Here is a 22794-nt window from a genome sequence, read left to right as displayed (position 1 = left end):
CGTCTTTGCATCCGGATGCAAAACAGCTGGTCACCCTGGGTGGGTGACCAGCTGGTATATCGCTTGGTTCGCCGTTCACTCCGCTCAGCGCGGGGCGAGCAGGCTCGTGATCTCCTGGGACGCCGAGACCGTCAGCAGGTGCTGGAGGTTCTCCGGGAGGTCCTCGCCGCGCTTCTGCTTCGCCTGTGCGTAGAGGCGGCCGGCGCGGTAGGAGGAGCGGACCAGCGGGCCCGCCATCACGCCGAGGAAGCCGATCTCCTCGGCCGTCTCCTTGTGCTGGACGAACTCCTCCGGCTTCACCCAGCGCTCGACCGGGTGGTGCCGCGGCGACGGGCGCAGGTACTGGGTGATGGTGATGATGTCGCAGCCCGCGTCGTGGAGGTCGGAGAGCGCCTCCGTGACCTCCTCGGGGGTCTCGCCCATGCCGAGGATCAGGTTCGACTTGGTGACCAGGCCGAACTCGCGGGCCTTGGTGATCACATCGAGGGAACGTTCGTAGGTGAACGCCGGCCGGATGCGCTTGAAGATCCGCGGCACGGTCTCCAGGTTGTGCGCGAGCACCTCGGGCCGGGACTCGAAGACCTCGGCCAGCTGCTCGGGGACCGCGTTGAAGTCCGGGATCAGCAGCTCGACGCCCGTGCCGGGGTTCATCTCGTGGATCTGGCGGACGGTCTCCGCGTACAGCCACGCGCCGCCGTCCTCCAGGTCGTCACGGGCGACGCCGGTGACCGTGGAGTAGCGCAGGCCCATCGCCTGGACCGACTCGGCGACGCGACGCGGTTCGTCGCGGTCGAGGTCGGCGGGCTTGCCCGTGTCGATCTGGCAGAAGTCACAGCGCCTGGTGCACTGCTCGCCGCCGATCAGGAACGTGGCCTCGCGGTCTTCCCAGCACTCGTAGATGTTGGGACAGCCGGCCTCTTCGCAGACCGTGTGCAGGCCTTCGCGTTTGACCAGACTCTTGAGCTCCCGGTACTCGGGGCCCATCTTCGCCCTGGTCTTGATCCACGAGGGCTTCTTCTCGATCGGCGTCTGGCTGTTGCGGACCTCGAGCCGCAGCAGCTTCCGACCCTCAGGTACCACAGTCACGTCATCACCCTACGCTGCGCGCTCAAGTGTCCGGGGTCACGTACTACCAGGTCAGGCTAAGCGCCAGAACCGGGCTTCCGGTGGAGCGCTCGTTGTTCACGATCACCCCGGACGAGGGCGCCGGCACCCTACTCGAGTTCTGGAGCGATTCCGGTCAGCTTGATCGTGAGTTCCCAGAGGCGGTTCGCGGCCAGGTCGTCACGCGCGGCGGCGGTCATCCTCGCCACGGCGGGGTAGCCGCGGAAGCCGTTGAAACCGTCCGGGCCGTAGTACTCGCCGCCACGCGCTTCGGGTGACGTCGCCGCGTAGAGCTGCGGCAGCGCGCCCATTTCGACGGACTGCGAGAACAAGTGGCTGATCTTGCCGCCGACCCGCAGGATCACCGACTTGTGCGCGTCGGCCATGTTGTTGGTGAGGTCGGTGGCCGTCAGGCCGGGGTGGGCCGCGATGGACGTCACATCCGATGAGCGGCGCTCCAGCTCACGTGCGAACAGGATGTTGGCGAGCTTCGACTGACCGTACGAGCCGCGCAGGGTGTACGGGCGGCGGTCGAAGTTCGGGTCCGCGAAGTCGATGTGGCCGTACTGGTGCGCGAGAGAAGCGACGGTGACGACGCGTGCGCCCGGACGTTGCCTCAGCGCAGGCAGCAGCAGCCACGTCAGCGCGGCGTGGCCCAGGTGGTTGGTGCCGAACTGGCGCTCGAAGCCGTCGACGGTCCGGCCGTTCGGAACGGCCATGATGCCCGCGTTGTTGACGAGGACGTCGAGCTTCTCGACCTTCTCCGCCGCGGCGCGCACCGAGGCCAGGTCGGCGAGGTCGAGTTCGAGGACCTCGGCCGACCCCTTGACGGTGCGTCGCGCGGTCTCCCCGCGCTGGACCGAGCGACAGCCCATGAGCACGTGGGCGCCCCTGGCCGCGAGTACCTGGGCGGTGCGCAGGCCGAGACCGGAGTTCGCGCCGGTCACCAGGACTGTGCGGCCGGACTGGTCGGGGATGTCGGCTTCGGTCCAACGACTCATGGAGTCATTCCTACCGCCCGGTAACTGCCGAGCGACAGGTGTGTGTCCAGTACCGCTCGCAACACCGGCTCCTCGGCGGCGAGTTCGGCGAGGACGCGATCCTCGTCGACGTGGCCGGTCAGCCCGGCGTTCTCCATCCGGGCGGTCAGCTTGTTCTGCCAGCGGTGGTCGAGCGCCAGCAGCAGTTCCTGCAGTGAGCCGAAGACGTCGGGATCGACGATCAGCGGCGCGGACGGGTCGCGGCGGGCGTCGCGCAGGACGGCGTCGAGCGCGTCGCGGCGACGGTAGTGGTCTGCCCAGCCCATGTCTCGTACCCCCGGTTTCTCGCATACCCTCGGTATGACACGAACATACCACCGGTACGTACCGTCGGTATGTGAGATACGTTTCGGTCGTGCGAACTCGACGCTCCGAGTACTCGGAGTCGACCAGGCAGGCGTTGGTGGACAGCGCCGTCGACCTCTTCACCAAACGCGGCTACGCCGGCACCTCGCTCGACGAGCTCGTCAAACGCGCCCGCGTGACGAAAGGTGCGCTCTACCACCACTTCAGCGGCAAGCAGGCGTTGTTCGAGGCGGCCTTCACACAGGTCGAGACCCGCTCGATCGCCTCGCTGACCGCGGTGATCACGGCGGACGGCGACCCCTGGGAGACCGCGGTCGCCGGTCTGCGCGCGTACGTCCGCAAGTGCCTGGAACCGGAGTACCAGCGGATCATCGTCCACGAGGCGCCGGTGGTGATGGGCTGGGAACGCTGGCGTGAGGCGGAGGAGCAGTTCAGCTTCGGTCTGCTTCGCACGGCGGTGCAACTGCTCGTGGACGCCGGTGAGATCGAGGAAGCGCCGGTGGAGATCATGGCCCGGCTGCTGTTCGGTGCGCTGTCCGCGTGCGCGAGCACCATCGCGAGCTCGTCCGATCCGAAGCGCACCGGACGCGAGGTCGAACGCGCGATCCTGCGTGTTTTGGAGGGTTTGCGCAAGAAGTAGTCGAGTTCGGCCCTAGCGACCGGGCGCAACGTCGATCACCACGCGGACAACAGAGGTGGTCGGCATCATGATCGAACCTGTCAACACGCGCCTGGGACTCGACGGCAAGATCGCAGTTGTCACGTCGGGCACGCACGGGCTCGGCCTCGCCATCGCGAGCAAGCTCTGCGACAACGGCGCCCACGTCATCCTGACGACATCCGACGAGGACAACGTCGACCTGGAGCGCGCGAAGACCGTGCTCGCGGGCAAGCCCGGCTCGGTGACGGTCACCAAGCTGAACATCCACGACGGTCACTCGGTTCGCTCCCTGCTCGACCAGGTCAAGCAGGAACGCGGACAGCTCGACGTGTTCGTGCATCACGCCGTGTCGCCGGACCTCACGCCGTTGCTGAACATCGTGGAGCCGCTCGCCAAGGCTCTCGTCGACGGCGGACGCGTGGTCATCGCCGGCTACACGGTTACACCGGTGCACGGCGTGATTCGGACGCTCGCGCTGGAAATGGCTTGGTACAAGGTCGCGGTCAACGCCGTCGTCACCACCGTTGTGGACAACGGCCCCATGAACATCGATCCGGACCTGGTGGACCGGCTCGCGATCAAGAGCCCGTCCGGTCGCGTCACCCTGCCGCAGGACATCGCGAACGCCGTTTCGTTGCTCTGCACCGACGAGGCCGCGTGGATCCAGGGTCAGGTGATCACCGTCGACGGCGGCCTGGAACTGCTGGAGCGGTGGGGCGAGACGCGCTGAGTCGCCGCCGTGATGATCGCTTCAGAACCTGCTTCAGGGGCCGAATCGCTTGTACCGCTTTGTGCTCGGGCAGTGCTCGAGTCGTCCCGGTACCCGATTCGGTCCTTGAGCTATCTGTGAGCGAGTGGTGACCCCATGTCATCCGCCGATTAACCCTATTAATTGCTCCTAGCGCATTTGGAGTAACGCTCGGCGCACCCGGACTCAATGCTTGTCCTGCGTGGTCACCGAGTGTAAGACTCGAAATGGTGACCTGGGGGCAAGCTAGGGGGTCGGATGATCAGAGTGCTACTAGCCGAGGACGTGCAAATGGTCCGCGGTGCTTTGGTCGCCTTGTTGAATCTTGAACCGGATATTGAGGTCGTCGCGTCCGTCGCAACGGGCGACGAAATCATCGCGGCGGTCGAGAAGAACAAACCGGACGTGGCGGTGCTCGACATCGACCTGCCGGGTATGGACGGCCTTTCCGCCGCCACCGTGATCCACGACACCGCACCGGAGACGCGCACACTCATTCTCACGAGCCTCGGCCGGCCGGGCACTCTGCGCCGCGCGCTCAACGCACGTGTGAATGGCTTCATCCTCAAGGATGCTCCAGTCGGGGAACTCGCTGACGCCATTCGCGGTGTCTCAATTGGTCGGCGCGTGATCGACTCGCAGCTCGCTCTTTCCGCGTGGGACACCGATGAGTGCCCTCTGACGCCACGCGAACTGGAAGTCCTGCGACTCGCCTCCGACGGCGCGGACGCCATGGAAATCGCCACGACGCTGTTCCTGTCGGTCGGCACGGTTCGCAACTACCTGACGTCGGCGACGGCCAAGCTCGACGCCCGCAACCGGGTCGACGCCGTCCGCATCGCCCGCAAGTCCGGCTGGTTCTGAGCCGGGCCCTGGGGACGGCTCCTGGCCGGCTCTGGGAGGGCTGCTCCTGATCTTCGCCGAGGCTTCACCGGGACCATTGCAACGAGTCTTTTGACGACGAAGTCAAAAGACTCGTTGCTAAGGGCCAGTTCAGGAGTGTGCGGGAAGATCGTCTTTGGGGTGAACGGCGGCGGGGCGCGCTGATATATCGGTGTGCACGGTGGCCGCGGGGTCCTGGAGGCTAGGGCTCCGGGGTCGCCGGGATGGTGGCGTGGACGTGGAACGAACCGTCGCCGATGTGGCGGGCGCTGAAGGTGCCGCCGACGGCCTTGATGCGTTCGGCCTGGTTGCGGACGCCGTTGCAGTCGGCTGAGGCCGCGCGGTCGGCGGCGCCGTCGTTGATGACGTCCAGCAGGATCGTGGTGCCGCGCTGGTGCACGCCGATGGTGCAGGTGCTGGCGTCGCTGTGGCGCAGGACGTTCGTGACGGCCTCGCACAGGACGGCGGCCAGGACGGTCTCGACCGGCTCCGGGAGCGGGTCGTGGGCCAGTTCGACGCGGACGTCGATGTTCGACGCCGCCAGCATCGCCTTCGCCGAGTCGGACGTGTCCGCCAGCGACAGCGGGCGGTAGGCGCGGGCCAGTGAGCGCACGTCGGCCAGGGCGTGGTGGGTGATGTCCAATATGTCGGCGATGTGCTCCTGCATGAACTCCCAGCCGTGGTCCGGGCGGTCGGCGACGATCCGGTGGGCCAGTTCGGTCTTCAGCTTGATCGCGCTGAGGCTGTAGCCGAGCAGGTCGTGCAGGTCGCGGGCGACGCGGACGCGTTCGGCGGTGACCGCCGCGGTGGTGGTGACCACGGGGTCCACGACCAGGGGAGCGGCCGGCTGGGGTTCAGGAGCGACAGGGGCCGGCCAGTCGCGGTGGGTCGCGAAGCCCGTGGCCAGGCCCGCGAGCAGCAGCGCTGTGGCCGTGGTGGCCATCATCGCCTCGCCGTGGGCGGCCTGGACGAGGCCGGTCGCGACGACCGTCGCCACGAAGATCGACCAGCCGAACGCCGGGCGCAGGACCAGAAGGGCGTTGCCGGCGACGAGGCCCGCGACGCCCGTCCAGGAATGGCCGAAGAGGGCGTACGGCAGGATCAGGAGTGCGGCCTGGGCTGCCAGTGCGAGGTGTCGCCGGAGTGCGCTCAGACGCCGGAAATACGACACTTGCAGTAGGACAAGTACCGCTAAATCAATGACCGACACCGCCAATTCGGTGACTTCGCCGGTGAGAAGTAGCGCGCGCGTCAGGTCGGTCAGGCACACCGTGGCGAACACCGCGAGGATGATCGCGCGGTATCTCGGTATCGCAGGCGAAGCAATCACGTGCCCCCCAAGAGCAAACCGCTCCAGAGCAAAGTCTGAGTGTTAACGCCGGTCAAACACCTCGCACGGCGCGCGCCCAGGCCGAATACTAGACATGCGAGAGCAGTTCGGGACGGCAACTGAATCGGTTCAGAATGCGAAGTCGCATTGACTCGCCGCTCAATATCACGCCAATGGCCGAGTATTTTTCGCCACTGTCACCGATCGTGTTCGGACGATTACGAGGCGGGACGGTTTGGGTTCGTTTGAGTATATGAATATCTCACGCCGGGTGCAGTAGTTCGCCATCCGAGAGTCATGGCCGGATACGTGGCGTCCGATAGCCCGCCTCAGGTGAACTTGATGGCACGACCAAGTCGTCCGCCGCTGAGCAGGGGAGCTCCAATGGAGATCAAGGTTCTTGGACCGCTGGAGGCACGGGAGAACGGCGTCTCGATCGCGCCGAGCGCGGTGAAGCCCAGGCAGGTGCTCTCGCTGCTCGGACTGCAGGCAGGACACGTCGTCACGGTTCCGACGCTGATCGAAGAGCTGTGGGGGATGACACCGCCACGCAGCGCACTCACAACGCTGCAGACCTACGTGCTGCAGGTTCGCCGGCGCATCGAGGCGGCAATGCCGGGCGAGGGGCCCGGTATCGCGAAGAACGTGCTCGTGACCCGCTACGGCGGTTACATGCTGGACGTTCCGCCGGAGAGCGTCGACGTCCGCAGCTACGAGCGGCTCGCGAGTGCGGGTCAGCGGGCGTTCGAGATCGGCGACCTGGAATCCGCGAGCAGGCTGCTGCGCAGCGCCGCCGAGGTGTGGCGCGGACCGGTGCTCGTGGACGTGCAGATCGGCGTCCGGCTCGGCATGGAGGTCACCCGTTTGCAGGAAAGCCGCCTCGGCGTGCTGGAGACCCGCATCGAGGCCGACCTGCAGCTGGGCAAGCACCAGTCGCTGCTCTCCGAGCTGTCGGTGCTCACCGCGCAGCACCCGATGCACGAGAACCTGTGCGCGCAGTACATGCTCGCGCTCTACCGGGCGGGACGGCAGTGGAAGTCGCTGGAGGCCTACCAGTCGCTGCGCGACACGTTGATCGAAGAGCTGGGGCTTGAGCCGTCCGAAAGGCTGCGTCAGTTGCAGCGGGCGATCCTGAGTTCCGAACCGTCGCTCGACAAGCCGTTGTCGCCGCGCCAGCTGGAGCGCCAGCTCGCGGGCTGAAAGTTCGGGGAGCAAGCGTGGATACCACCGGTGCAGGTGCGTTGATCAAGGCGCTCGAGGACGTCGGCTGCGAGGTGATCTTCGGTATGCCGGGCGGGGCGATCCTGCCCGCGTACGACCCGCTGTTCGATTCGAAGATCCGGCACGTGCTGGTCCGTCACGAGCAGGGCGCCGGGCATGCCGCCCAGGGATACGCGCAGGCGACCGGCAGAGTGGGCGTCTGCATGGCGACATCGGGGCCTGGGGCCACGAACCTGGTGACGCCGCTCGCGGACGCGTACATGGATTCGGTGCCGATCGTCGCGATCACCGGTCAGGTCGCCCGCAGCGTGATCGGGACGGACGCCTTCCAGGAGGCGGACATCCGCAGCATCACGCTCCCGATCACCAAGCACAGCTTCCAGGTGCACGACCCGGCCGACATTCCGCGGGTGATCGCCGAGGCGTTCCTGCTCGCGTCAACGGGGCGGCCGGGCCCGGTGCTGGTGGACCTGCCCAAGGACGTGCTGGCCACCGACACGACCTACACACCGGCGAAGCTCGTCACACCGTCGCGTCCGGTGCTCTCGCCGGCGCAGATCCGCAACGCCGCACAGCTGATCGGATCCTCGAAGCGGCCGGTGTTCTACGTCGGCGGCGGGGTGATCCGCAGCGGTGCGGCGCAGGAGCTCCTGAAACTCGCCGAGAAGACCCGCATCCCGGTCGTCACCACGCTGATGGCCCGCGGTGCGTTCCCCGACTCGCACCGGTTGCACCTGGGGATGCCGGGCATGCACGGCACGGTGCCCGCCGTCGCCGCCCTCCAGAAAGCCGATCTGCTGCTCGCGCTGGGGACCCGGTTCGACGACCGGGTCACCGGGTCGCTGCCGCACTTCGCGCCGCACGCCGCGGTGGTCCACGTCGACATCGACCCCGCCGAGATCTCCAAGAACCGCAAGGCGGACGTCGGCATCGTGGGTGACTGCCGCGACGTGCTGGCCGCGCTGTCCGCGGTGGTCACCAGGGCCACCGATCTCACCGACTGGTGGGCGTACCTGGACCGCCTGCGCACCACCTATCCGCTCGGCTACGACTGGCCGGAGGACGGCGTGCTCGCCCCGCAGTACGTGATCGAACGGCTCAGCCAGCTCGCCGGTCCGGAGGCGATCTACACCTCCGGCGTCGGCCAGCACCAGATGTGGGCGGCGCAGTACGTGAAGTACGAACGCCCCGGCTCGTTCATCAACTCCGGCGGTGCGGGCACGATGGGCTTCGCGGTGCCGGCGGCGATGGGCGCGCAGGTGGGCGCACCGGACCGCACGGTGTGGGCCATCGACGGCGACGGCTGCTTCCAGATGACCAACCAGGAGCTCGCGACCTGCGCCGCCGAGGGAATCCCGATCAAGGTCGCGATCATCAACAACGGCAACCTCGGCATGGTCCGCCAGTGGCAGACCCTGTTCTACGACGGCCGCTACTCCAACACCGGGCTCGGCACGCACCAGCGCCACCCCGACTTCGTGAAGCTGGCCGAGGCACTCGGCTGCGTCGGGCTGAGGTGCACGGAGCAGTCCGAAGTGGACGGAACCATCCTCGAAGCCGTGGAGGTCCGCGACCGGCCCGTCGTGATCGACTTCGTGGTGGGACAGGACGCCCAGGTGTGGCCGATGGTCGCCGCGGGCACCGGCAACGACGAAGTCATGGCCGCGCGGGGCATCCGGCCCCTGTTCGACGAGGAAGAGTGATGACCAGACATTCGCTGTCCCTGTTGTTGCGCAACGAACCTGGCGCGCTGGCGCGGATCGTGGTGCTGTTCTCCAGTCGTGGCGTCGACGTCGAGTCGCTGAGCCTCGGGCCGGCCGGGAGCGGTGACCTCTCGCGCCTCGACGTGGACGTCGCGCTGCAGTCCGGCCGCACGCTTGCTCAGCTCATCAAGCAGCTCGGCCGGATCGTCGACGTGAAGAACGTTGTCGACCGCACGCACGACGAAGCGCTCGAACTTCCGGCCTAGAAACACGAGAAACGGCTTCCCCTGGGACGAATTCGAGGGGTCGCCGCAACGCGGTCGATCAACTGGTTCGGTCAGGAGTGTGCTCAAGCGCTCGGCTGGGGTGTCCCAGCCGAGCGCTTTGCGTGGGCGCGGACCGGCCCGCCTTCAGATGCGGAACGCGGCGCCTTCGACGTTGACGGGTCCCTGCCACGGGCTGCCGTTGTTCAAGTCGATGTAGGTGTGGGCTTTGGTGTTGAACTTGCGCTTGTTCGCGCTGATCTTGCCGAGGTGGCTCGCGTTGATCGAGCCGACCGGGTTGCCGTTCTCGTCGCGGTGGGCGTGATGGGTGATCCAGAAGCTGAACTGACCATCCTTGGCCATCGTCCAGACTCCCCGGCCCTCAAGCGGGTTGGGGTTGCCCGGCTTGGTCGCGCAGTGCAGCTGGTAGTCGACGGTGAAGTCGCAGAACAGCGGTACGAGATCCGGTGGCTCCTGGGTGTGGATGGTCACCGTGAGATCCCAGCGGCCGACGAGTGCGTCGTTGTAGCCGGGTTTCGCCGTGGCACCAGCGGCGGCGGCGACGGGGACTGCCAGCACACAGACGGCCACGGCCGCCAGTGCCTTCTTGCGGATGTTCATGGGGATGTGCCTCCGGACGGGTGGGGCAGGGGCGGTGGACGCGCTGAGTGTTGTTCGCGCAGCTCAAGCACCCCTATAGCCCCAGTTGTGGCCCGAGGCGGGGGTGCGGAGTACTGGCGAAGGTGAGAGGAGGCTTGTGCCGGAACGGAAACCCGCACGCTCGAGCCGAGCTGCAGCCGTTCTGCAGGGGGTTGCTCCACGGTTGCGCGCGTCCGTCGTACGCAGACCGGTTGGAGCCGCACAGATGCACACATTCACTCAGAGACGTTCGGCCTTCTTCGCGCGCACAGGAGCCATCACCGCCGTGGTTCTCCTTGCTTCGGCAGGCTTGACCGCCACGGCGAACGCGACCGGCTGCACGCCGGTGGGTACGTGGACGGGCCATGTGACGCGCTCGGACGGCGACCACCCGACCAAGCTGGTGTTCAAGGCCGGCGGAAACGTCTTCATCACCAACGAGCAGAACACCACCACGAAGGGGTCGTGGTGGGTCACCGGCGCCAACACGTTCCACTACAAGTTCCGCGGCGAGAAGGTCTACGACGAGAACGGCGTGTACTTCGCCTACGTCGACTTCGACCAGGATGCGGTCCAAAGTGGACCGAACAACTTCACCAGCTCCGGCCCGTCCACGTTCTTCCTCGTGGACGGCACGAACCTGGGCACCTCGGCCATCACCTTCACGATGAGCCGCGTCTGACCATGCCGGAGCTGGGGCGGGTCCGCCGCCCCCGCCCCGGCCCGCGTGTCCTGTGCCGTCAGGCCAGGAAGGCGCTGTGCTCCTCGACCCACTGGCGGAACGTGCGGGCGGGCTTGCCGGTGATCCGCTCGGCGGTGGCGCCGGTGTCCGCGACGACACCGACCGCGGCCTCCCACTGCGCGAGCAGCGAAGCCAGGATGGGCGGCGGCACGAAGTTGCTCATCTGCGCCTCGCCCTCCTCGCGGCTCAGCGCGTTGATCACGAGATCGCGGCCGAGCACCTCACCGATGATCTCCAGTTCCTGCCGGAACGTCAGCGACTCCGGGCCGCTCAGCGAGACGGTCTGGCCCTCGAGTGTCTTCTCCGTCAGCGCGACGACCGCTACGTCAGCGATGTCATCCTCGTGCACGGGCGCGACCTGGGCCTCGGGGAACACCTGGTCGATGGTGTCGCCGGCCTTCAGCGAGTAGCTCCAGCCGAACGCGTTGCCCATGAAAGCGCCGGGGCGCAGGATCGTGTAGGTGAGGCCGGACGCGACGACCGCGTCCTCGACGACCTTGTGGTGGTGCGCCAGCGGGTCGTTCTCGGCGTCGGGGCCCTCCACGGTGTTGGAGGACAGCACGACGACCTTCTCCACGCCGGCCTTCTCCGCCTCGTCGAGGAAGCGCACGATGCCGTCCGGCTCCGCGTACAGCAGCACCTTGGAGACGCCGGCGAGGGCCGCGACGAAGGTCTCCGGGTCGTTGAGGTCCAGCGCGACGGTTTCCACGCCGTTGGGAACGTCGAGCTCTGCGGGGTTTCGGCCGGACGCGCGGAGGCTGTGACCCGCCGCGTAGAGCCCCTGGAGCACGCGACGGCCGACGTTGCCGCGCGCCCCGGTGACGAGGATGGTCATGGTGAATCTCCCGAATTGGGTGTTTCGCTTGGATGGCCGATCACGCTCAGCGTCCACTCGGTCACTCGAACGGCGCTAGATCAAGCTTCAGGTCAGCGCTCCTAACCTGCCGAAACGTCCCCAACTCACGTCAGGAGCGCACGGTGGTCTCCTTTCCCGTTCCCGGATCCAGTTACCGCGGTCCGGCGCCGGAGTTCGCCCGGTTCCGCGAGTCGCAGCCGGTCGTGCGCCTGCCCGCGACCGGTGGTGGCCACTGCTGGGTCGCCACGACTCACGAATCGGTCCGTGCTGTGCTCGACGACGTGCGGTTTTCTCGTGCGGCGTCTTATGAACCGGCCGCGCCGACGTTTCCCGGGCTGTTCCAGGCACCGCCCGGCATGATCATCTCGTTGGACCCGCCCGCGCACACCCGGCTGCGCGACCTGGTCTCGCAAGCGTTTTCGGTCGAGCTGATCGAGGCCATGCGACCGCGAATCCGGCGGCTGGTCGGCGAACTCATGGACCGGGCCGGCGAGGAAGGCCTCGACGGGCCGGTGGATCTGCTCGGGAAGTTCACGTTCCCGTTGGCGATCATCGCGATCAGCGACCTGCTGGGTGTGCCTGCCGAGGACCGCGACACGTTCGCGCGGCTGATCCGGGAGTTCGCCGCGGTGGACGACCCGGAGCTCGCGGCCGCGGCGGGGGAGCAGCTCGGCGAGTACATGGCCGCGCTCGTGTTCGGCAAGATGAACGAGCCCGGCGACGACGTGCTGTCCGCGCTGACCAGGGTGCGGCTCGGTGACGACAAGCTGGAGGCAGGGGAACTCATCGGCCTCGGGTACACGTTGCTGGGCGCCGGTGGTGATTCCACCGCGTGCCACCTGGCCAGCTCGGTCCTGACGTTGCTGGGACACCACCAAGACATCTGGGTGCGGCTGGGCGAGCACCCCGAGGAAGTGCCGGCGGCGGTCGAGGAACTGCTGCGCTGGATCACGTTGCCCACCAACGACACGACGGGTCTGCCGCGAATCGCGCTGGAGGACGTGACGTTGTCCGGCGTCACGATTCCCAAGGGGGACGCGGTGTTCGTGTCGACGAACTCGGCCGGCCGCGACGCGGCGGTGTTCACCGAGCCCGACACACTCGACTTCGCGCGTCCGGGCAACGAGCACCTCGCGTTCGGGTACGGGATTCACCGCTGCCTCGGCGCACCGCTCGCACGCATCGAGCTGACCACCGCGTTCGAGGAGCTGACCCGGCGGTTCCCGGCCGCGCGCCTCGCGGTCGCCGAGGAAGAACTCGAGTGGCAGGGGGCCGACATGAACCACCGGCTGGTCGCGCTGCCCGTCGACCTGCACGGCAAAGGTTTCTGAGCAGGACGAAAGCCGCCCCCGCCGAGGCTTGGGGCGGCTGTCTCCTTGGTGCGCCTGAGAGTCCGGGGTCTCTCAGGCCGCCTTCGGGACGTGCTTGTCGACCACGGCGGCGTACTTCTCCAGCGTCTCACCGGGCGAAGGACCGTTGAGAGCCTTGTGGATGCTCTCGGCGATCTCACCGTGGCGGTGCAGGTCGGCGTGGGTCAGCGTGACCTTCGTCGTCGTCGGGCCCACGACCTCGAAGTCGACCTTGATGAACGATGCCTTCTCGTCGTCGAAGATCGGCTGCCAGTAGGGGCCGACCCGCCACGTCATCACGAGGCGCTTCGGCGGGTCCCACTCGGTGATGGTGCCCCAGGCGACCTCCTCGCCCTCCGCGCCGCGCTCGAAGTAGCGCCCGCCGACGAACGGTTCGATCGCGATGGACTGCCGGTCCTTGACGAACACGTGCGACTCCGGCCACCACTCGATCGGCTTCGACGCGAAGATCGCGAATGCCTGTTCGATCGTCGCCTCGACCGTCACCGACTTGGCGACATCGGGAGTTGAGGCCATGTGGCCCTCCTCGCGAGTTCTTGGATTGGGTGATGTCGTGCTCGACCGTGCCCGGTTTGTCTCAACCCCACCTGGAACCGGGGTCGAACCAGGACGGCTCGACCGGATGTCCAGCGGGGCCACCCATATTCGCGGCAGCGAAACCGGCAGACCGAGGAGTCGTCGTGTCCCCAGTCAATGTTGCGGTCCACATCGAGGTTCAGACGTTCTACGCCCGGCAGATGCGGCTGCTCGACGCGTTGGACGTGGAGGGCTACGCCCAGACGTTCACCGAGGACGGGGTCACCGACCACGCCCACCGCGGTGAGAAGGTCGAGGGTCGTGCCGCCCTGATCGCCGGTGCCAGCGCCGCGTTGCCCCGCTACAAGGGCGTCGCCGTGCGGCACTGGAACGACCACTACCTGATCGAAGAAGTCGACGAGAACACGCTGAACGTCAGCTACGCGTCGCTCGTGACGCGCACGACGCTCGAGGGCCAGGTGACCTTCGAACCGACGTTCTCCATCGACGACGTGCTCGTGCGCATCGACGGCGAGCTCTACACCAGGTCCCGCACCATCCACCGCGACCTGCCCGTTCAGGCTGCGTGATCTAGAGGAGGTGACGAGGTGACTGCTCACAACACCGGCCTCGCAGCTGTGGCGGAGAAGGTCAAACTGCTCGCCGCGGAACACGCCGCGCAGGCGGACGCCACTCGCAAGCTGGCTCCGGAGGTCGTGGAGGCACTGCGCGAAGCCGGGTTCGCGCGGCACTTCGTCGCAGCCGAACGCGGTGGCACGCAGGGAACCTTCGCCGAACTGACGCAGGCTGTCTTCTCGGTCGGGCAGGGCTGTTCGGCCGCGGCGTGGTGCGCGTCGCTGTCCGCCTACTCGTCGCGGTTCGCGGCACTGCTGCCGGAACTGGGCCACGAGGAGATCTGGGCGTCCGGACCGGACACGTTCGTCGTGACCGGCCAGCCGCCCATGGGCAGGGGCACGGAAGTGGACGGCGGGCACCGGCTCAGCGGCCGGTGGACCTACGTCAGCGGTGTGGACTTCGCCGACTGGGCCCTGCTGTGCGGCATGGTCGGTGAGGAGGGCCGCTTCTTCGCGGTGCCGCGCAAGGACTTCACCGTGCTCGAGACGTGGGACAGCGTCGGCATGAAGGCCACCAGCAGCCATTCCGTCGTGGTGGACGACGTGCTGGTGCCCGCTCACCTGTCGTTCTCCCGCACGGACCTCGTCACCGGCACCAGCTGGTCGCCGGTGCCGAGTCACAACGTCCCGTTCCAGGCGGTCGGCGGCCTCACGTTCGCCGCTCCGGCCGTCGGTGCGGCGATGGGAGCGCTCGACGCGTGCGTTTCGGTGCTGTCGGGGAAGAAGCAGGCCGTGACGTCCGCGGTCGACCTGGTCCGCGCGTCGGGCCAGGTCGAGTCGGCGAAGCTGCTCGTCGAGCAGAACGCCAGGGTGCTCGACGACCGCGAGTTCACCCCGGCCGCGATGGCGCGCAACGAGCGCAACGTCGCCTACGCGGCCGAGGTCCTGGTCGACGCGGTCGGCGGCCTGGTGCGGGCCGCCGGCACCAGTGGACTCGCGGAAGGTGGTGCGCTGCAACGGTTCTGGCGTGACGTGGTGAGCAGTTCCAGTCACGTGGCGTTGCGCTACGAGACCGCTTCGGTGCGCACCTATCCGGCGTCGCTCTACGGCTGACCCCGCCGGAACGCGGCCCTGACGTCCCCCTCCCGGCGCCAGGGCCTTCGGCGTGCCCGCGTTCGGCTCCGTCGCGACCTGACCGGGACTCGAGTGGAGGGGATCACCCTGGTGGCCTCGACCGGCAGTCGTCGCTACCAACGCGAGGGGTGGGACCACGTTCGACTCGACGGGCTTTCCCGTCGCGACGAGTAGTCAGGACCCAGCACCCCACCGGCGTTCGTGCGCAGCGAAACATCTGTGATCTGAGGAGAAACAGTGACCTCCACCAATATCAATCCCGACCTGGAGTCGCCACCGGCGACTGCCACTGCGCAGGCGACTCAGGTCGCCGACGCGCAGGCCCCCGACAAGAGGCGGTGGGCCGCCTTCGTGATCATGACCGTCGCCGTCTTCATGGACATGCTCGACGGCAGCATCGTCAACGTCGCGCTGCCGTCGATCCAGCGTGACCTCGGCGCGACCTTCGGTCAGCTGCAGTGGATCACCGCGGGCTACGTGTTCGCGTTCGCCGTCACCCTCATCACGGGCGGGCGTCTCGGCGACATCTACGGCCGCCGCAAGATGTTCCAGCTCGGTGTGATCGGCTTCGCCGTGTCGTCGCTGCTGTGCGGCATCGCGATCGACCCGAGCATGCTGGTCGGCGCCCGGCTGCTGCAGGGCCTGTCGGCCGGTCTGATGGTGCCGCAGGTGCTGTCGATCATCCACGTGACCTTCCCGGACAACGAGAAGGGCAAGGTCTTCGCGGTGCACGGCATGGTCGGCGGCATCGCGGCCACGGTCGCGCCGCTGATCGGTGGCGTGCTGGTCGCCGCGAACATCTTCGGCTGGGACTGGCGGCCCATCTTCCTGATCAACGTGCCCATCGGCATCATCGGCTTCTTCATGGGCTGGAAGTACATCCCGGAGTCGAAGGCGCCGAAGGCGCTGCGGCTGGACATCGTCGGTGTCGTGCTGGCCACGGTCAGCCTCGTGATGCTGCTGTTCCCGCTGACCTTCGGCCGCGAGCTGCACTGGCCCGTGTGGTCGATCGTGTCGATGGTCCTGTCGGTCGGCGGTTTCGCCGTGTTCATCGCCTACGAGCGGGCCAAGCAGCGCCGCGACGGCGCGCCGCTGGTGCCGCTCAAGCTGTTCAAGGCCCGCAGCTTCTCCTCGGCGCTCGTGCTGATGCTGGTGACGTTCTCCTTCACCGGTATGTTCATGCTGTCGCTGTACCTGTTCATGCAGGAGGGTCTCGGCTTCTCGCCGCTGCGCAACGGTGTGACGCTGCTGGCTTTCTGCATCGGCGCGTTCCTCACGGCGTCGGCGTCGGTCATCGCGTTGGTGCCGAAGTTCGGCCGGGCGGTGCTGCAGGCCGGCGCGGTCGTGGTCGCGCTGGGAATCGGCCTGTTCCTGTTGGTCAACAACGGTGAGCTGAGCAGCTGGGGCATGGTGCCGGCGTTGTTCATCATCGGTCTGGGCTTCGGCGCGCTGGCCACGCCGATCGCGATGTTCGCGCTCGCCGACGTGTCCCACGACGACGCGGGCGCGGCGTCAGGTCTGGTCAGCACCCAGCAGCAGCTCGGTTTCACGCTCGGCATCGCGATCGTGTCTCTGGCGTTCTTCGCGCCGTTGAGCTCGTCCGCCTCCAGCAGCGCGGAGGAGCTCACCCCCCAGTTGCGCCAGGAGCTGGTCGTGGCGGGCGTGACGGCCGAGCGTGCCGACGAGATCGCCGGGTCGTTCAAGGCGTGCACCGTCGAGCGTCTCGGCGGCGCGGCGTCGCCGGGTACCTCGGCGAGCTGTGTCGCGGTGGCGCAGGACCCGCAGGCGAAGCCGGTCGTGGAGAAGTTCGCCGCGAAGGCGTCCGGAAACACGCATTCCGGTGCCTTCGACATCACCCTCTGGGTCGGACTCGGCCTGGCCGTGCTGGCGTTCCTGCTCGCGGGGGCGCTGCCGAAGAAGCTGGCTCCGCCGCCCGGCGTTGCCTGAGCCCGCACCACTGAGAATGCCCCAGGCGGGAAACGCCTGGGGCATTCGGCTTCCGGGGAACTAGTAGAGCCGCGTGGCCTCGGCCTCCACCTGGACCGGCCCTATCAGCGGTGTGCCGTCGGGCAGGTGGACGTAGGCGACGGCCTTGGTGGTGAAGCGCGTGCGGGTGACCTTGCCGAGGTGGGTCGCGTTGATCGACCCGTTCGGCTCGGGGTGGGTGATCCAGAAGCTGATCGTGCCGCGACCGGTCTGTGTCCAGATGCCGTCACCCTTCTGCGGGGGCGCACCGGGCCCGGTCATGCAGTCCAGCCGGTGGTCAGGGGTGAAGTCACAGGTCATGGGACCCCGCTGCGGCGGCACGCCGTTGTGGACAGTCACCATCACCTCCCACCTGCCGACGAGGCTGACCTCTTCGGTGGCATCGGCCGAGCCTGCGGCGGCGAGGGGAAACGCGAGCAGGCACGCGGCCAGCGCGGTGCGCGCACGACGGGATTTCTGAGATGCGGTCAAGGAAAACGCCTCCAGCTTGGTTGACGGGGTGTGCGGAATGGTCGAACGCCGATGCGGAGCCGGCGGTGGGCCAACGCCGAAGTGGCCACCCGCGACGAGGCGGATGGCCACTTCGTTCCGCGTTCCGGGCTACGCGGTCTTGACGCCGGCGGCCACCAGCAGCGGGCCGTGCACGAACGTGCGGTCGCGCTCGGAGCGCTCGCGCTGCTCGGCCAGCCAGCCGTCGGCCTGTTCCTGGCTCACCGAGCCGGCGGTCACCCCCGCCTTGGCGATGCTCTCCAGCACATGCACGCAGTCGGCGTACTTGGTGTAGAAGCAGGTGAACGCCTCCGCCTGGACGTCGGTGAAACCGTTGTCCAGCAACAGACCGCGCAACTTCCGTCCGCTCCACGGGTTGCTGATCGTGTCCGCGAACGCCTGCAGCAGCGTCCGCGTCAGCTCCTTGTCGTCGGAGTCGACACACCAGCCGTCGGCGTCGATGTCGATGAGCACGATCCGCCCGCCCGTCTTGAGCACTCTGCGGGCTTCTGTGATCGCCACCTGCGAGTCGGCGAGGTGCTGGTACACCCGCTCGGCCCGGTAGCCATCCGCGGTGGCATCGGCCAGTGGCAGCTGCTCCGCGCCGGCAACCCCGTAGTCGCAGTCGGGAAAGCGTTGCCGGGCAACGTTGATCATGCCCTCGCTGGGATCGACCCCGGTCACCTCGGCACCGCGCTTGGCGAGCTCCGCGACCGAGATTCCCGCCCCGCAGCCCACGTCGACGACCCGGTGACCGGGCCGCACGTCGAGCAGGTCGTAGGACCGCTCACGCAGGGCAGGAATCGGAGCCATGCTCTCAGCGTGCTCGATGAACGCCACGAGCTGGGACGCGCCCGCGCTCGAGTCCACATCGGAAAAATGGCCGAGTTCGGCTGGCTGTTCTGACGAGGTGCTCAACGGCCCCCTCCTTCGTGAAGACACTTCTCATCCACGGTGATGGTCCCGCCAGGGACTAGGAGGTGCCTGGAACCGTCCTGGACGGCTGCCTCGACCTGACATCGAGCCCGGTACTCGATCCTTGACCGGATGAGGAGGCTGGGATGACGACTACGGCGGTGACAACGACATCGGTGACGGAGGCGTTCCGCGACCAGGTTGCCAGGACGCCAGGAGCGGTCGCGGTGTCGGCCGGGCAGGACACGGTGACCTACGCGGAGCTCGACAGCTGGTCGGACGCGCTGGCGTGGCGGCTGGCGCAAGCCGGTGTGCGGCAGGGTGGCCGGGTGGTCGTCTGCCTGGAACGCTCACTGGAGCTGGTGGTGGCGCTGCTCGGCGTGCTCAAGACCGGGGCGGCCTACGTACCGATCGATCCGGGTGGTCCGGGCGCGCGGACGGAGGTGATGCTGACGGACTCGGCTGCGGACTGCGTTCTGTCCACATCGGACAACGCCGATGTCTTCGCCGGCGTCGTGACGCTGGAGGTGCCGCCCCGTCCGGACGGGGCCACGGCGCCGTTCGTCACGCCGGTCGCACCGGACGACCTCGCGTACCTGATGTACACCTCAGGATCCACCGGCAAGCCCAAGGCCGTGATGGTGGAGCACCGCAACATCACGAACCTGGTGAGCGAGCCGAACTTCGTGGACATCCGCGCCGACGACCGGATCCTGCAGCTGGCTCCGGTCGCCTTCGACGCCGCGACGTTCGAGATCTGGGGCGCGCTGCTGAACGGGGCGCGGCTGGCGCTGGCGCCACCCGGCGTGGTGCACGCCGAGGAGCTGAGCGACCTGGTGCGCGACAACGGCATCAGCGTGATGTGGCTGACGGCGGCGCTCTTCCACCGCCAGATCGACGTGGACGTCGAGGCGTTCCGCGGACTGCGTACCGCACTGGCCGGCGGTGACGTCCTGTCCGTGCCGCACGTGCGGCGGCTGCGCGACGCCGTTCCCGGCCTGCGGATCGTCAACGGTTACGGACCCACCGAGACCACCACTTTCGCGCTGTGCCACCGCATCGCGCCCGACGAGGAGCTGAGCGGCACGGTGCCGGTCGGCAGGCCGCTGCAGAACGTCGAGGTCAGGGTGGTCGACGTCGCGGGGGATCCGGTGCCCCCTGGCACGCAGGGCGAGCTGTTGATCGGTGGTGCCGGGGTGTCCCGTGGCTACTGGCGGCGCCCCGAGCTCACCGAGCAGGTGTTCGTCGAGCGCACCTTCGACGGGCTGACCGGCCGGTTCTACCGCAGCGGGGACCGGGTGGTCCGCCGGCCGGACGGGGTGGTCGAGTTCCTCGGCCGGATGGACGACCAGTTCAAGCTGCGCGGGTACCGGATCGAGCCGGGCGAGATCGAGAACGTGCTGACCGAGCACGCCCAGGTGCGGGCCGCGGCCGTGGGGATCCGGGACCATCACGACGGGGACCGGCGGCTGGTGGCGTGGGTCGTGAGCGAGGAGGACGACTTCGACCGGCGGGCACTGCGCGCCCACCTGCGTGCCCACCTGCCGGAGCACATGGTGCCCGCCGGGTTCGTCTCCGTGGCCGAACTGCCGATCACCGTCAACGGCAAGGTCGACCGCAGGGCGCTGCCCGACCCGGACTGGTCGTCTCGGTCCTTGTACGTCTGAACGCGCAAAGGGTGGGCTTCCCGACCGGGAAGCCCACCCTTTTGTGTCCTGTCAGGACGGACTCAGGATCGAGCCCAGTGCGGCGTCTCGAGAATCTCGATCACCGCGGCGGTCCACACGTACCCGCCACCCGCGCACTGCACGAGGACGAAGTCGCCGGGCTTCGGCTGGCGCTCGGCGAGCACGTGGTCGAGTCCGAGGATCACGTCCACCGTGCCGACCATGCCGATGTCCTTGCCCCAGTCGTAGGTGGTCTTGGCGCGATCGACGCCCAGCAGGTTGTACAGGCCGTGCACCGCGATGGTCTCGGCGAGCTGCTGGTGCAGGAAGAACCGGACGTCGCCGAGCTCGATCTCGGCCTCGTGCAACGCCCGCTTCACCGAGTACTGCACGCCGCCGGAGATCCGCTCGACGATCTCGTCGAGGTCGATGTCCTTGTTGTGCATGTAGTCCTGCATGCTGCGGTCGAGCTGCAGGGTCTTGCCGTCGGGGAACGGCGCCGTGCTGAACTCGGCCCGGCAGCGGCCGAGCGGCTCCAGCGAGGGGTCGCCGTAGGAGAACATCGAGCGGATGCGGGCGAAGCCGGACCGGGTGGACAACACGACCGCGCCGCCGCCGTCACTGTCGACGTTCTGCTCGTGTGAGTTCCACCGGTCGATGAAGGGCAGCTGGAACGCGTCGCCGCCGGTGACCAGCGCGGCGTGCGTGTCCGGCTGGGCGTGCAGGTAGGAGGCGGCGAGTTCCATGCCTCCCAGGAACGCGTTGCAGCCCTGCCTGACCTCGAACGCCGGCGCGCTGCCGCCGATGGTCTGCTGCTGCACGAAGCTGGCCGGCGTCCACAGGTCGAGGCCCTGGTGGCCGACGTAGCTGTGCACCAGGATCGCGAACTCGTCGTGGGAGAGCCCGGACCGCGCCACCGCCTCCCGGCCCGCGATCGCGGCCATCACCGGCCCTGTCTCACCGGGCGCGGCCACGCGGGCCGCGCGGTAGTCGTTCATGGCCTTCTTCTGCTCGGTGTACCGTCCGGCGGCGATCGCCTCGTCGACGGTTTCCACCTGGTCCGGCAAGTAGGTGCCGACGCCGGCTATGTACAGGTTGTCCCAACGCATTGCGATCTTCCCCTCGAGTCGCTCAGGCGCTCAACTGGTCCAGCTCCCGCACTACGGCGGAGACGGTCGGCGCCTCGTAGAAACGGCGTAATGTGATCTTGACGCCGAACTGGGCGTGGATGCGGCGGACCAGCTTGGACGCCAGCAGCGAGTGACCGCCCAGATCGAAGAAGCTGTCGTCGGGCGCTATCTCCTGCAGCCCCAGCACCTCAGCGAACAACGTCGTCAGTTGCTCTTCTCTCACGGTCACCGATCTCTCCCCAGTAGGTGTTGACGCGGTTTGGTTGGTGCAGCACCAGCTTCCCGCGCGCGGGTTGAACACAGCTCGTGCGGAGACGGAACTGTTCACGCGGACAGGGCCTCGTTGAGCTCGTCGTCGTCGAAGTCCTCGACGGACAGAACGCCTGACGCGGTGGCGAAGTACCGATCGGTGAGCGTGGGCGACTGCGCCACCGCACGCAGCATGGCGAGCTTGTGGTCGGTGACCGCGAGTTGCGCGACCACCACTGTGTTGCGGTAGCACTCGAACAGCCCGTCCACCAGGTCGTCGGCATACGCCGTCAGCCGCTTGTCCAGCGCCGTCGGGTCGTGCAGCACGTCACCCACCGCCGTGGTGAGCAGTTCGGCCTGCCAGAAGGCGTCGTTGATGCCGCGCGCGGTGATGGAGTCCTTGTGGTGCGCCGCGTCGCCGATCAGGGCCCAGCCAGGACCGGACGCCTGGCGGAAGAAGTTCTGCTGGTCACCGCTGCCGTGCATGCGGTCGACCTGCTCACCCGCCATCGCCCGTTCGTACAGGGCGGGTGCCGTGGTGCGGATGCTCTCCAGGTAGTGCGCCTGCGGATCGGCGCGCACGACGTCGAATTCGGCCTGCGGCGAGTACGAGGCGATGAGCGTCGCGTCGTTGGTGGGCACCACGCCGATCCAGTTGCCCGGCCGCTCGTAGAGCTCGAAGTCCGCGGGCAGGCCGGTCCAGTAGCTGTAGTACGCGCAGGTTCCCAGCGGGTCCTGGACGACTTGGGGCGCGCCAAGGCGTTTGGCCATGGTCGACCGCATACCGTCCGCTCCGACAACGAGATGCGCGCGCTCCGTGGTCCGTCCGTTGCGCTCGGCACGGAACTCGACTCCGACGGCCCGATTCCCGTCGAGCACCGGCCCGGCTACCGAAACCCCTTCCCGGAACTCCACGCCCGCGGCGACCGCGGCGTCGATCAGGATCTTGTCGAGCAGGTGGCGCCGCGGGGCGTAGGCCGCGCGCTGGTCTCCCGCCGGCAGCGAGCACCCGTCCAGCCGGACGTCCGCGACCTGGTAGACCGCGCGGTCCAGCGCCGGGCAGCCGGTGGCCACGACGGTGTCCAGCACGCCCCAGCGGGCGAGCCGGTCCACGCCGGGCTGGTGGATGTACAGCGTGGACAGCTTGTCGCTCGGGAACCGCGCCCGGTCGACCAGCAGGACCTGGTACCCGGCCTTGGCGAACAGCAGTGCGGTGGCGGCTCCCGCGACCCTCGCGCCCACCACGATGACGTCATACATGGTCGACC

General features: G+C 68.0%; 24 protein-coding genes. 12 read left to right on the top strand and 12 right to left on the bottom strand.

Annotation, left to right across the window (positions count from 1 at the left end; translation table 11 throughout):
• Positions 1-84: 84 nt before the first annotated feature.
• The 3 genes from lipA to OG205_RS22715 form a co-directional block, all read right to left on the bottom strand.
• The gene (gene lipA, locus OG205_RS22725; protein WP_330270126.1) at positions 85-1086 is read right to left on the bottom strand and encodes a lipoyl synthase; all 1002 of its coding nucleotides are present in this window, start codon (positions 1084-1086) and stop codon (positions 85-87) included.
• 128 nt (positions 1087-1214) lie between these two features.
• Positions 1215-2105, bottom strand: coding sequence for an oxidoreductase (locus OG205_RS22720; RefSeq protein WP_330270125.1), 891 nt, complete (start codon positions 2103-2105; stop codon positions 1215-1217).
• The gene (locus tag OG205_RS22715) at positions 2102-2410 is read right to left on the bottom strand and encodes a hypothetical protein (protein WP_330270124.1); all 309 of its coding nucleotides are present in this window, start codon (positions 2408-2410) and stop codon (positions 2102-2104) included. The genes OG205_RS22720 and OG205_RS22715 overlap by 4 nt, the downstream gene beginning before the upstream one ends.
• 89 nt (positions 2411-2499) lie before the next feature.
• On the opposite strand from OG205_RS22715, the gene OG205_RS22710 reads away from it, so the two are divergent.
• The 3 genes from OG205_RS22710 to OG205_RS22700 all read left to right on the top strand — a co-directional run bounded on the left by OG205_RS22710 (position 2500) and on the right by OG205_RS22700 (position 4723).
• Positions 2500-3090, top strand: a complete 591-nt coding sequence (locus OG205_RS22710) for a TetR/AcrR family transcriptional regulator (protein WP_330270123.1) — start codon at positions 2500-2502, stop codon at positions 3088-3090.
• A 67-nt stretch (positions 3091-3157) separates the two neighbouring features.
• Positions 3158-3841: an SDR family NAD(P)-dependent oxidoreductase gene (locus tag OG205_RS22705; RefSeq protein WP_330270122.1), complete on the top strand. Its 684-nt coding sequence runs from the start codon at positions 3158-3160 to the stop codon at positions 3839-3841.
• A 276-nt stretch (positions 3842-4117) separates the two neighbouring features.
• A complete protein-coding gene (locus OG205_RS22700) occupies positions 4118-4723 on the top strand; it encodes a response regulator transcription factor (protein ID WP_330270121.1) in 606 nt (201 codons plus the stop codon).
• A 220-nt stretch (positions 4724-4943) separates the two neighbouring features.
• On the opposite strand, the gene OG205_RS22695 is transcribed toward OG205_RS22700, so the two are convergent.
• The gene (locus OG205_RS22695; protein ID WP_330270120.1) at positions 4944-5912 is read right to left on the bottom strand and encodes a sensor histidine kinase; all 969 of its coding nucleotides are present in this window, start codon (positions 5910-5912) and stop codon (positions 4944-4946) included.
• A gap of 543 nt (positions 5913-6455) precedes the next feature.
• On the opposite strand from OG205_RS22695, the gene OG205_RS22690 reads away from it, so the two are divergent.
• The 3 genes from OG205_RS22690 to ilvN are packed head-to-tail and all read left to right on the top strand — an operon-like array spanning position 6456 to position 9261.
• Positions 6456-7271, top strand: a complete 816-nt coding sequence (locus OG205_RS22690; protein WP_330270119.1) for an AfsR/SARP family transcriptional regulator — start codon at positions 6456-6458, stop codon at positions 7269-7271.
• A gap of 17 nt (positions 7272-7288) precedes the next feature.
• Entirely contained in the window at positions 7289-8995 is a 1707-nt protein-coding gene (locus tag OG205_RS22685; protein WP_442916577.1) for an acetolactate synthase large subunit, read from the top strand.
• Positions 8995-9261, top strand: a complete 267-nt coding sequence (gene ilvN / locus OG205_RS22680) for an acetolactate synthase small subunit (protein WP_330270118.1) — start codon at positions 8995-8997, stop codon at positions 9259-9261. The genes OG205_RS22685 and ilvN overlap by 1 nt, the downstream gene beginning before the upstream one ends.
• 144 nt (positions 9262-9405) lie before the next feature.
• On the opposite strand, the gene OG205_RS22675 is transcribed toward ilvN, so the two are convergent.
• Entirely contained in the window at positions 9406-9879 is a 474-nt protein-coding gene (locus OG205_RS22675; RefSeq protein WP_330270117.1) for a hypothetical protein, read from the bottom strand.
• Positions 9880-10207: 328 nt separating this feature from the next.
• On the opposite strand from OG205_RS22675, the gene OG205_RS22670 reads away from it, so the two are divergent.
• Positions 10208-10579 carry a hypothetical protein gene (locus OG205_RS22670; protein ID WP_330270116.1) on the top strand — a complete coding sequence of 124 codons (372 nt, stop codon included), beginning with the start codon at positions 10208-10210 and terminating at the stop codon, positions 10577-10579.
• A gap of 58 nt (positions 10580-10637) precedes the next feature.
• On the opposite strand, the gene OG205_RS22665 is transcribed toward OG205_RS22670, so the two are convergent.
• Positions 10638-11474, bottom strand: a complete 837-nt coding sequence (locus tag OG205_RS22665; RefSeq protein WP_330270115.1) for an NAD(P)H-binding protein — start codon at positions 11472-11474, stop codon at positions 10638-10640.
• A 143-nt stretch (positions 11475-11617) separates the two neighbouring features.
• Between OG205_RS22665 and OG205_RS22660 the strand changes: the two genes are divergently transcribed.
• Complete coding sequence (locus tag OG205_RS22660; RefSeq protein WP_330270114.1) at positions 11618-12826, top strand: cytochrome P450; 1209 nt, start codon at positions 11618-11620, stop codon at positions 12824-12826.
• Between the two features lie 72 nt (positions 12827-12898).
• Here the strand turns inward: OG205_RS22660 and OG205_RS22655 are convergent, their stop codons facing one another.
• A complete protein-coding gene (locus tag OG205_RS22655) occupies positions 12899-13381 on the bottom strand; it encodes an SRPBCC domain-containing protein (protein WP_330270113.1) in 483 nt (160 codons plus the stop codon).
• A gap of 164 nt (positions 13382-13545) precedes the next feature.
• Between OG205_RS22655 and OG205_RS22650 the strand changes: the two genes are divergently transcribed.
• The 3 genes from OG205_RS22650 (at position 13546) to OG205_RS22640 (ending at position 17037) form a co-directional block, all read left to right on the top strand.
• Positions 13546-13971, top strand: coding sequence for a nuclear transport factor 2 family protein (locus OG205_RS22650; RefSeq protein WP_330270112.1), 426 nt, complete (start codon positions 13546-13548; stop codon positions 13969-13971).
• 18 nt (positions 13972-13989) lie between these two features.
• Positions 13990-15069: an acyl-CoA dehydrogenase family protein gene (locus tag OG205_RS22645; RefSeq protein ID WP_330270111.1), complete on the top strand. Its 1080-nt coding sequence runs from the start codon at positions 13990-13992 to the stop codon at positions 15067-15069.
• 258 nt (positions 15070-15327) lie between these two features.
• A complete protein-coding gene (locus tag OG205_RS22640; RefSeq protein ID WP_330270110.1) occupies positions 15328-17037 on the top strand; it encodes an MFS transporter in 1710 nt (569 codons plus the stop codon).
• A 60-nt stretch (positions 17038-17097) separates the two neighbouring features.
• On the opposite strand, the gene OG205_RS22635 is transcribed toward OG205_RS22640, so the two are convergent.
• Both OG205_RS22635 and OG205_RS22630 read right to left on the bottom strand, forming a co-directional pair.
• Positions 17098-17547: a hypothetical protein gene (locus OG205_RS22635; protein ID WP_330270109.1), complete on the bottom strand. Its 450-nt coding sequence runs from the start codon at positions 17545-17547 to the stop codon at positions 17098-17100.
• Between the two features lie 129 nt (positions 17548-17676).
• On the bottom strand, positions 17677-18483 hold the full coding sequence (locus OG205_RS22630; RefSeq protein ID WP_330270108.1) for a methyltransferase domain-containing protein: 807 nt from the start codon (positions 18481-18483) through the stop codon (positions 17677-17679).
• A 143-nt stretch (positions 18484-18626) separates the two neighbouring features.
• Here OG205_RS22630 and OG205_RS22625 point away from each other — a divergent pair, with 143 nt between their 5' ends.
• Positions 18627-20147 carry an amino acid adenylation domain-containing protein gene (locus OG205_RS22625; RefSeq protein WP_330270107.1) on the top strand — a complete coding sequence of 507 codons (1521 nt, stop codon included), beginning with the start codon at positions 18627-18629 and terminating at the stop codon, positions 20145-20147.
• Positions 20148-20209: 62 nt separating this feature from the next.
• Here OG205_RS22625 and OG205_RS22620 read toward each other — a convergent pair whose 3' ends face one another.
• The 3 genes from OG205_RS22620 to OG205_RS22610 all read right to left on the bottom strand — a co-directional run bounded on the left by OG205_RS22620 (position 20210) and on the right by OG205_RS22610 (position 22786).
• On the bottom strand, positions 20210-21256 hold the full coding sequence (locus tag OG205_RS22620) for a ketoacyl-ACP synthase III family protein (RefSeq protein ID WP_330270106.1): 1047 nt from the start codon (positions 21254-21256) through the stop codon (positions 20210-20212).
• Between the two features lie 22 nt (positions 21257-21278).
• Positions 21279-21506 carry an acyl carrier protein gene (locus tag OG205_RS22615; protein ID WP_330270105.1) on the bottom strand — a complete coding sequence of 76 codons (228 nt, stop codon included), beginning with the start codon at positions 21504-21506 and terminating at the stop codon, positions 21279-21281.
• Between the two features lie 95 nt (positions 21507-21601).
• Entirely contained in the window at positions 21602-22786 is a 1185-nt protein-coding gene (locus tag OG205_RS22610) for an NAD(P)/FAD-dependent oxidoreductase (RefSeq protein WP_330270104.1), read from the bottom strand.
• Positions 22787-22794: the final 8 nt, after the last annotated feature.

Origin of the sequence: Lentzea sp. NBC_00516 (assembly GCF_036346835.1) — a bacterium.
GTDB lineage: Bacteria > Actinomycetota > Actinomycetes > Mycobacteriales > Pseudonocardiaceae > Lentzea > Lentzea sokolovensis.
This window is presented reverse-complemented; position numbering and strand designations above follow the sequence as displayed.

Bases quoted from the DNA above. Each gene is read 5' to 3' on its own strand.
- OG205_RS22720 (WP_330270125.1), bottom strand. From the start codon at position 2,105: ATGAGTCGTTGGACCGAAGCCGACATCCCCGACCAGTCCGGCCGCACA.
- OG205_RS22715 (WP_330270124.1), bottom strand. From the start codon at position 2,410: ATGGGCTGGGCAGACCACTACCGTCGCCGCGACGCGCTCGACGCCGTC.
- OG205_RS22705 (WP_330270122.1), top strand. From the start codon at position 3,158: ATGATCGAACCTGTCAACACGCGCCTGGGACTCGACGGCAAGATCGCA.
- OG205_RS22700 (WP_330270121.1), top strand. From the start codon at position 4,118: ATGATCAGAGTGCTACTAGCCGAGGACGTGCAAATGGTCCGCGGTGCT.
- OG205_RS22690 (WP_330270119.1), top strand. From the start codon at position 6,456: ATGGAGATCAAGGTTCTTGGACCGCTGGAGGCACGGGAGAACGGCGTC.
- ilvN (WP_330270118.1), top strand. From the start codon at position 8,995: ATGACCAGACATTCGCTGTCCCTGTTGTTGCGCAACGAACCTGGCGCG.
- OG205_RS22675 (WP_330270117.1), bottom strand. From the start codon at position 9,879: ATGAACATCCGCAAGAAGGCACTGGCGGCCGTGGCCGTCTGTGTGCTG.
- OG205_RS22665 (WP_330270115.1), bottom strand. From the start codon at position 11,474: ATGACCATCCTCGTCACCGGGGCGCGCGGCAACGTCGGCCGTCGCGTG.
- OG205_RS22655 (WP_330270113.1), bottom strand. From the start codon at position 13,381: ATGGCCTCAACTCCCGATGTCGCCAAGTCGGTGACGGTCGAGGCGACG.
- OG205_RS22625 (WP_330270107.1), top strand. From the start codon at position 18,627: ATGACGACTACGGCGGTGACAACGACATCGGTGACGGAGGCGTTCCGC.
- OG205_RS22620 (WP_330270106.1), bottom strand. From the start codon at position 21,256: ATGCGTTGGGACAACCTGTACATAGCCGGCGTCGGCACCTACTTGCCG.
- OG205_RS22610 (WP_330270104.1), bottom strand. From the start codon at position 22,786: ATGTATGACGTCATCGTGGTGGGCGCGAGGGTCGCGGGAGCCGCCACC.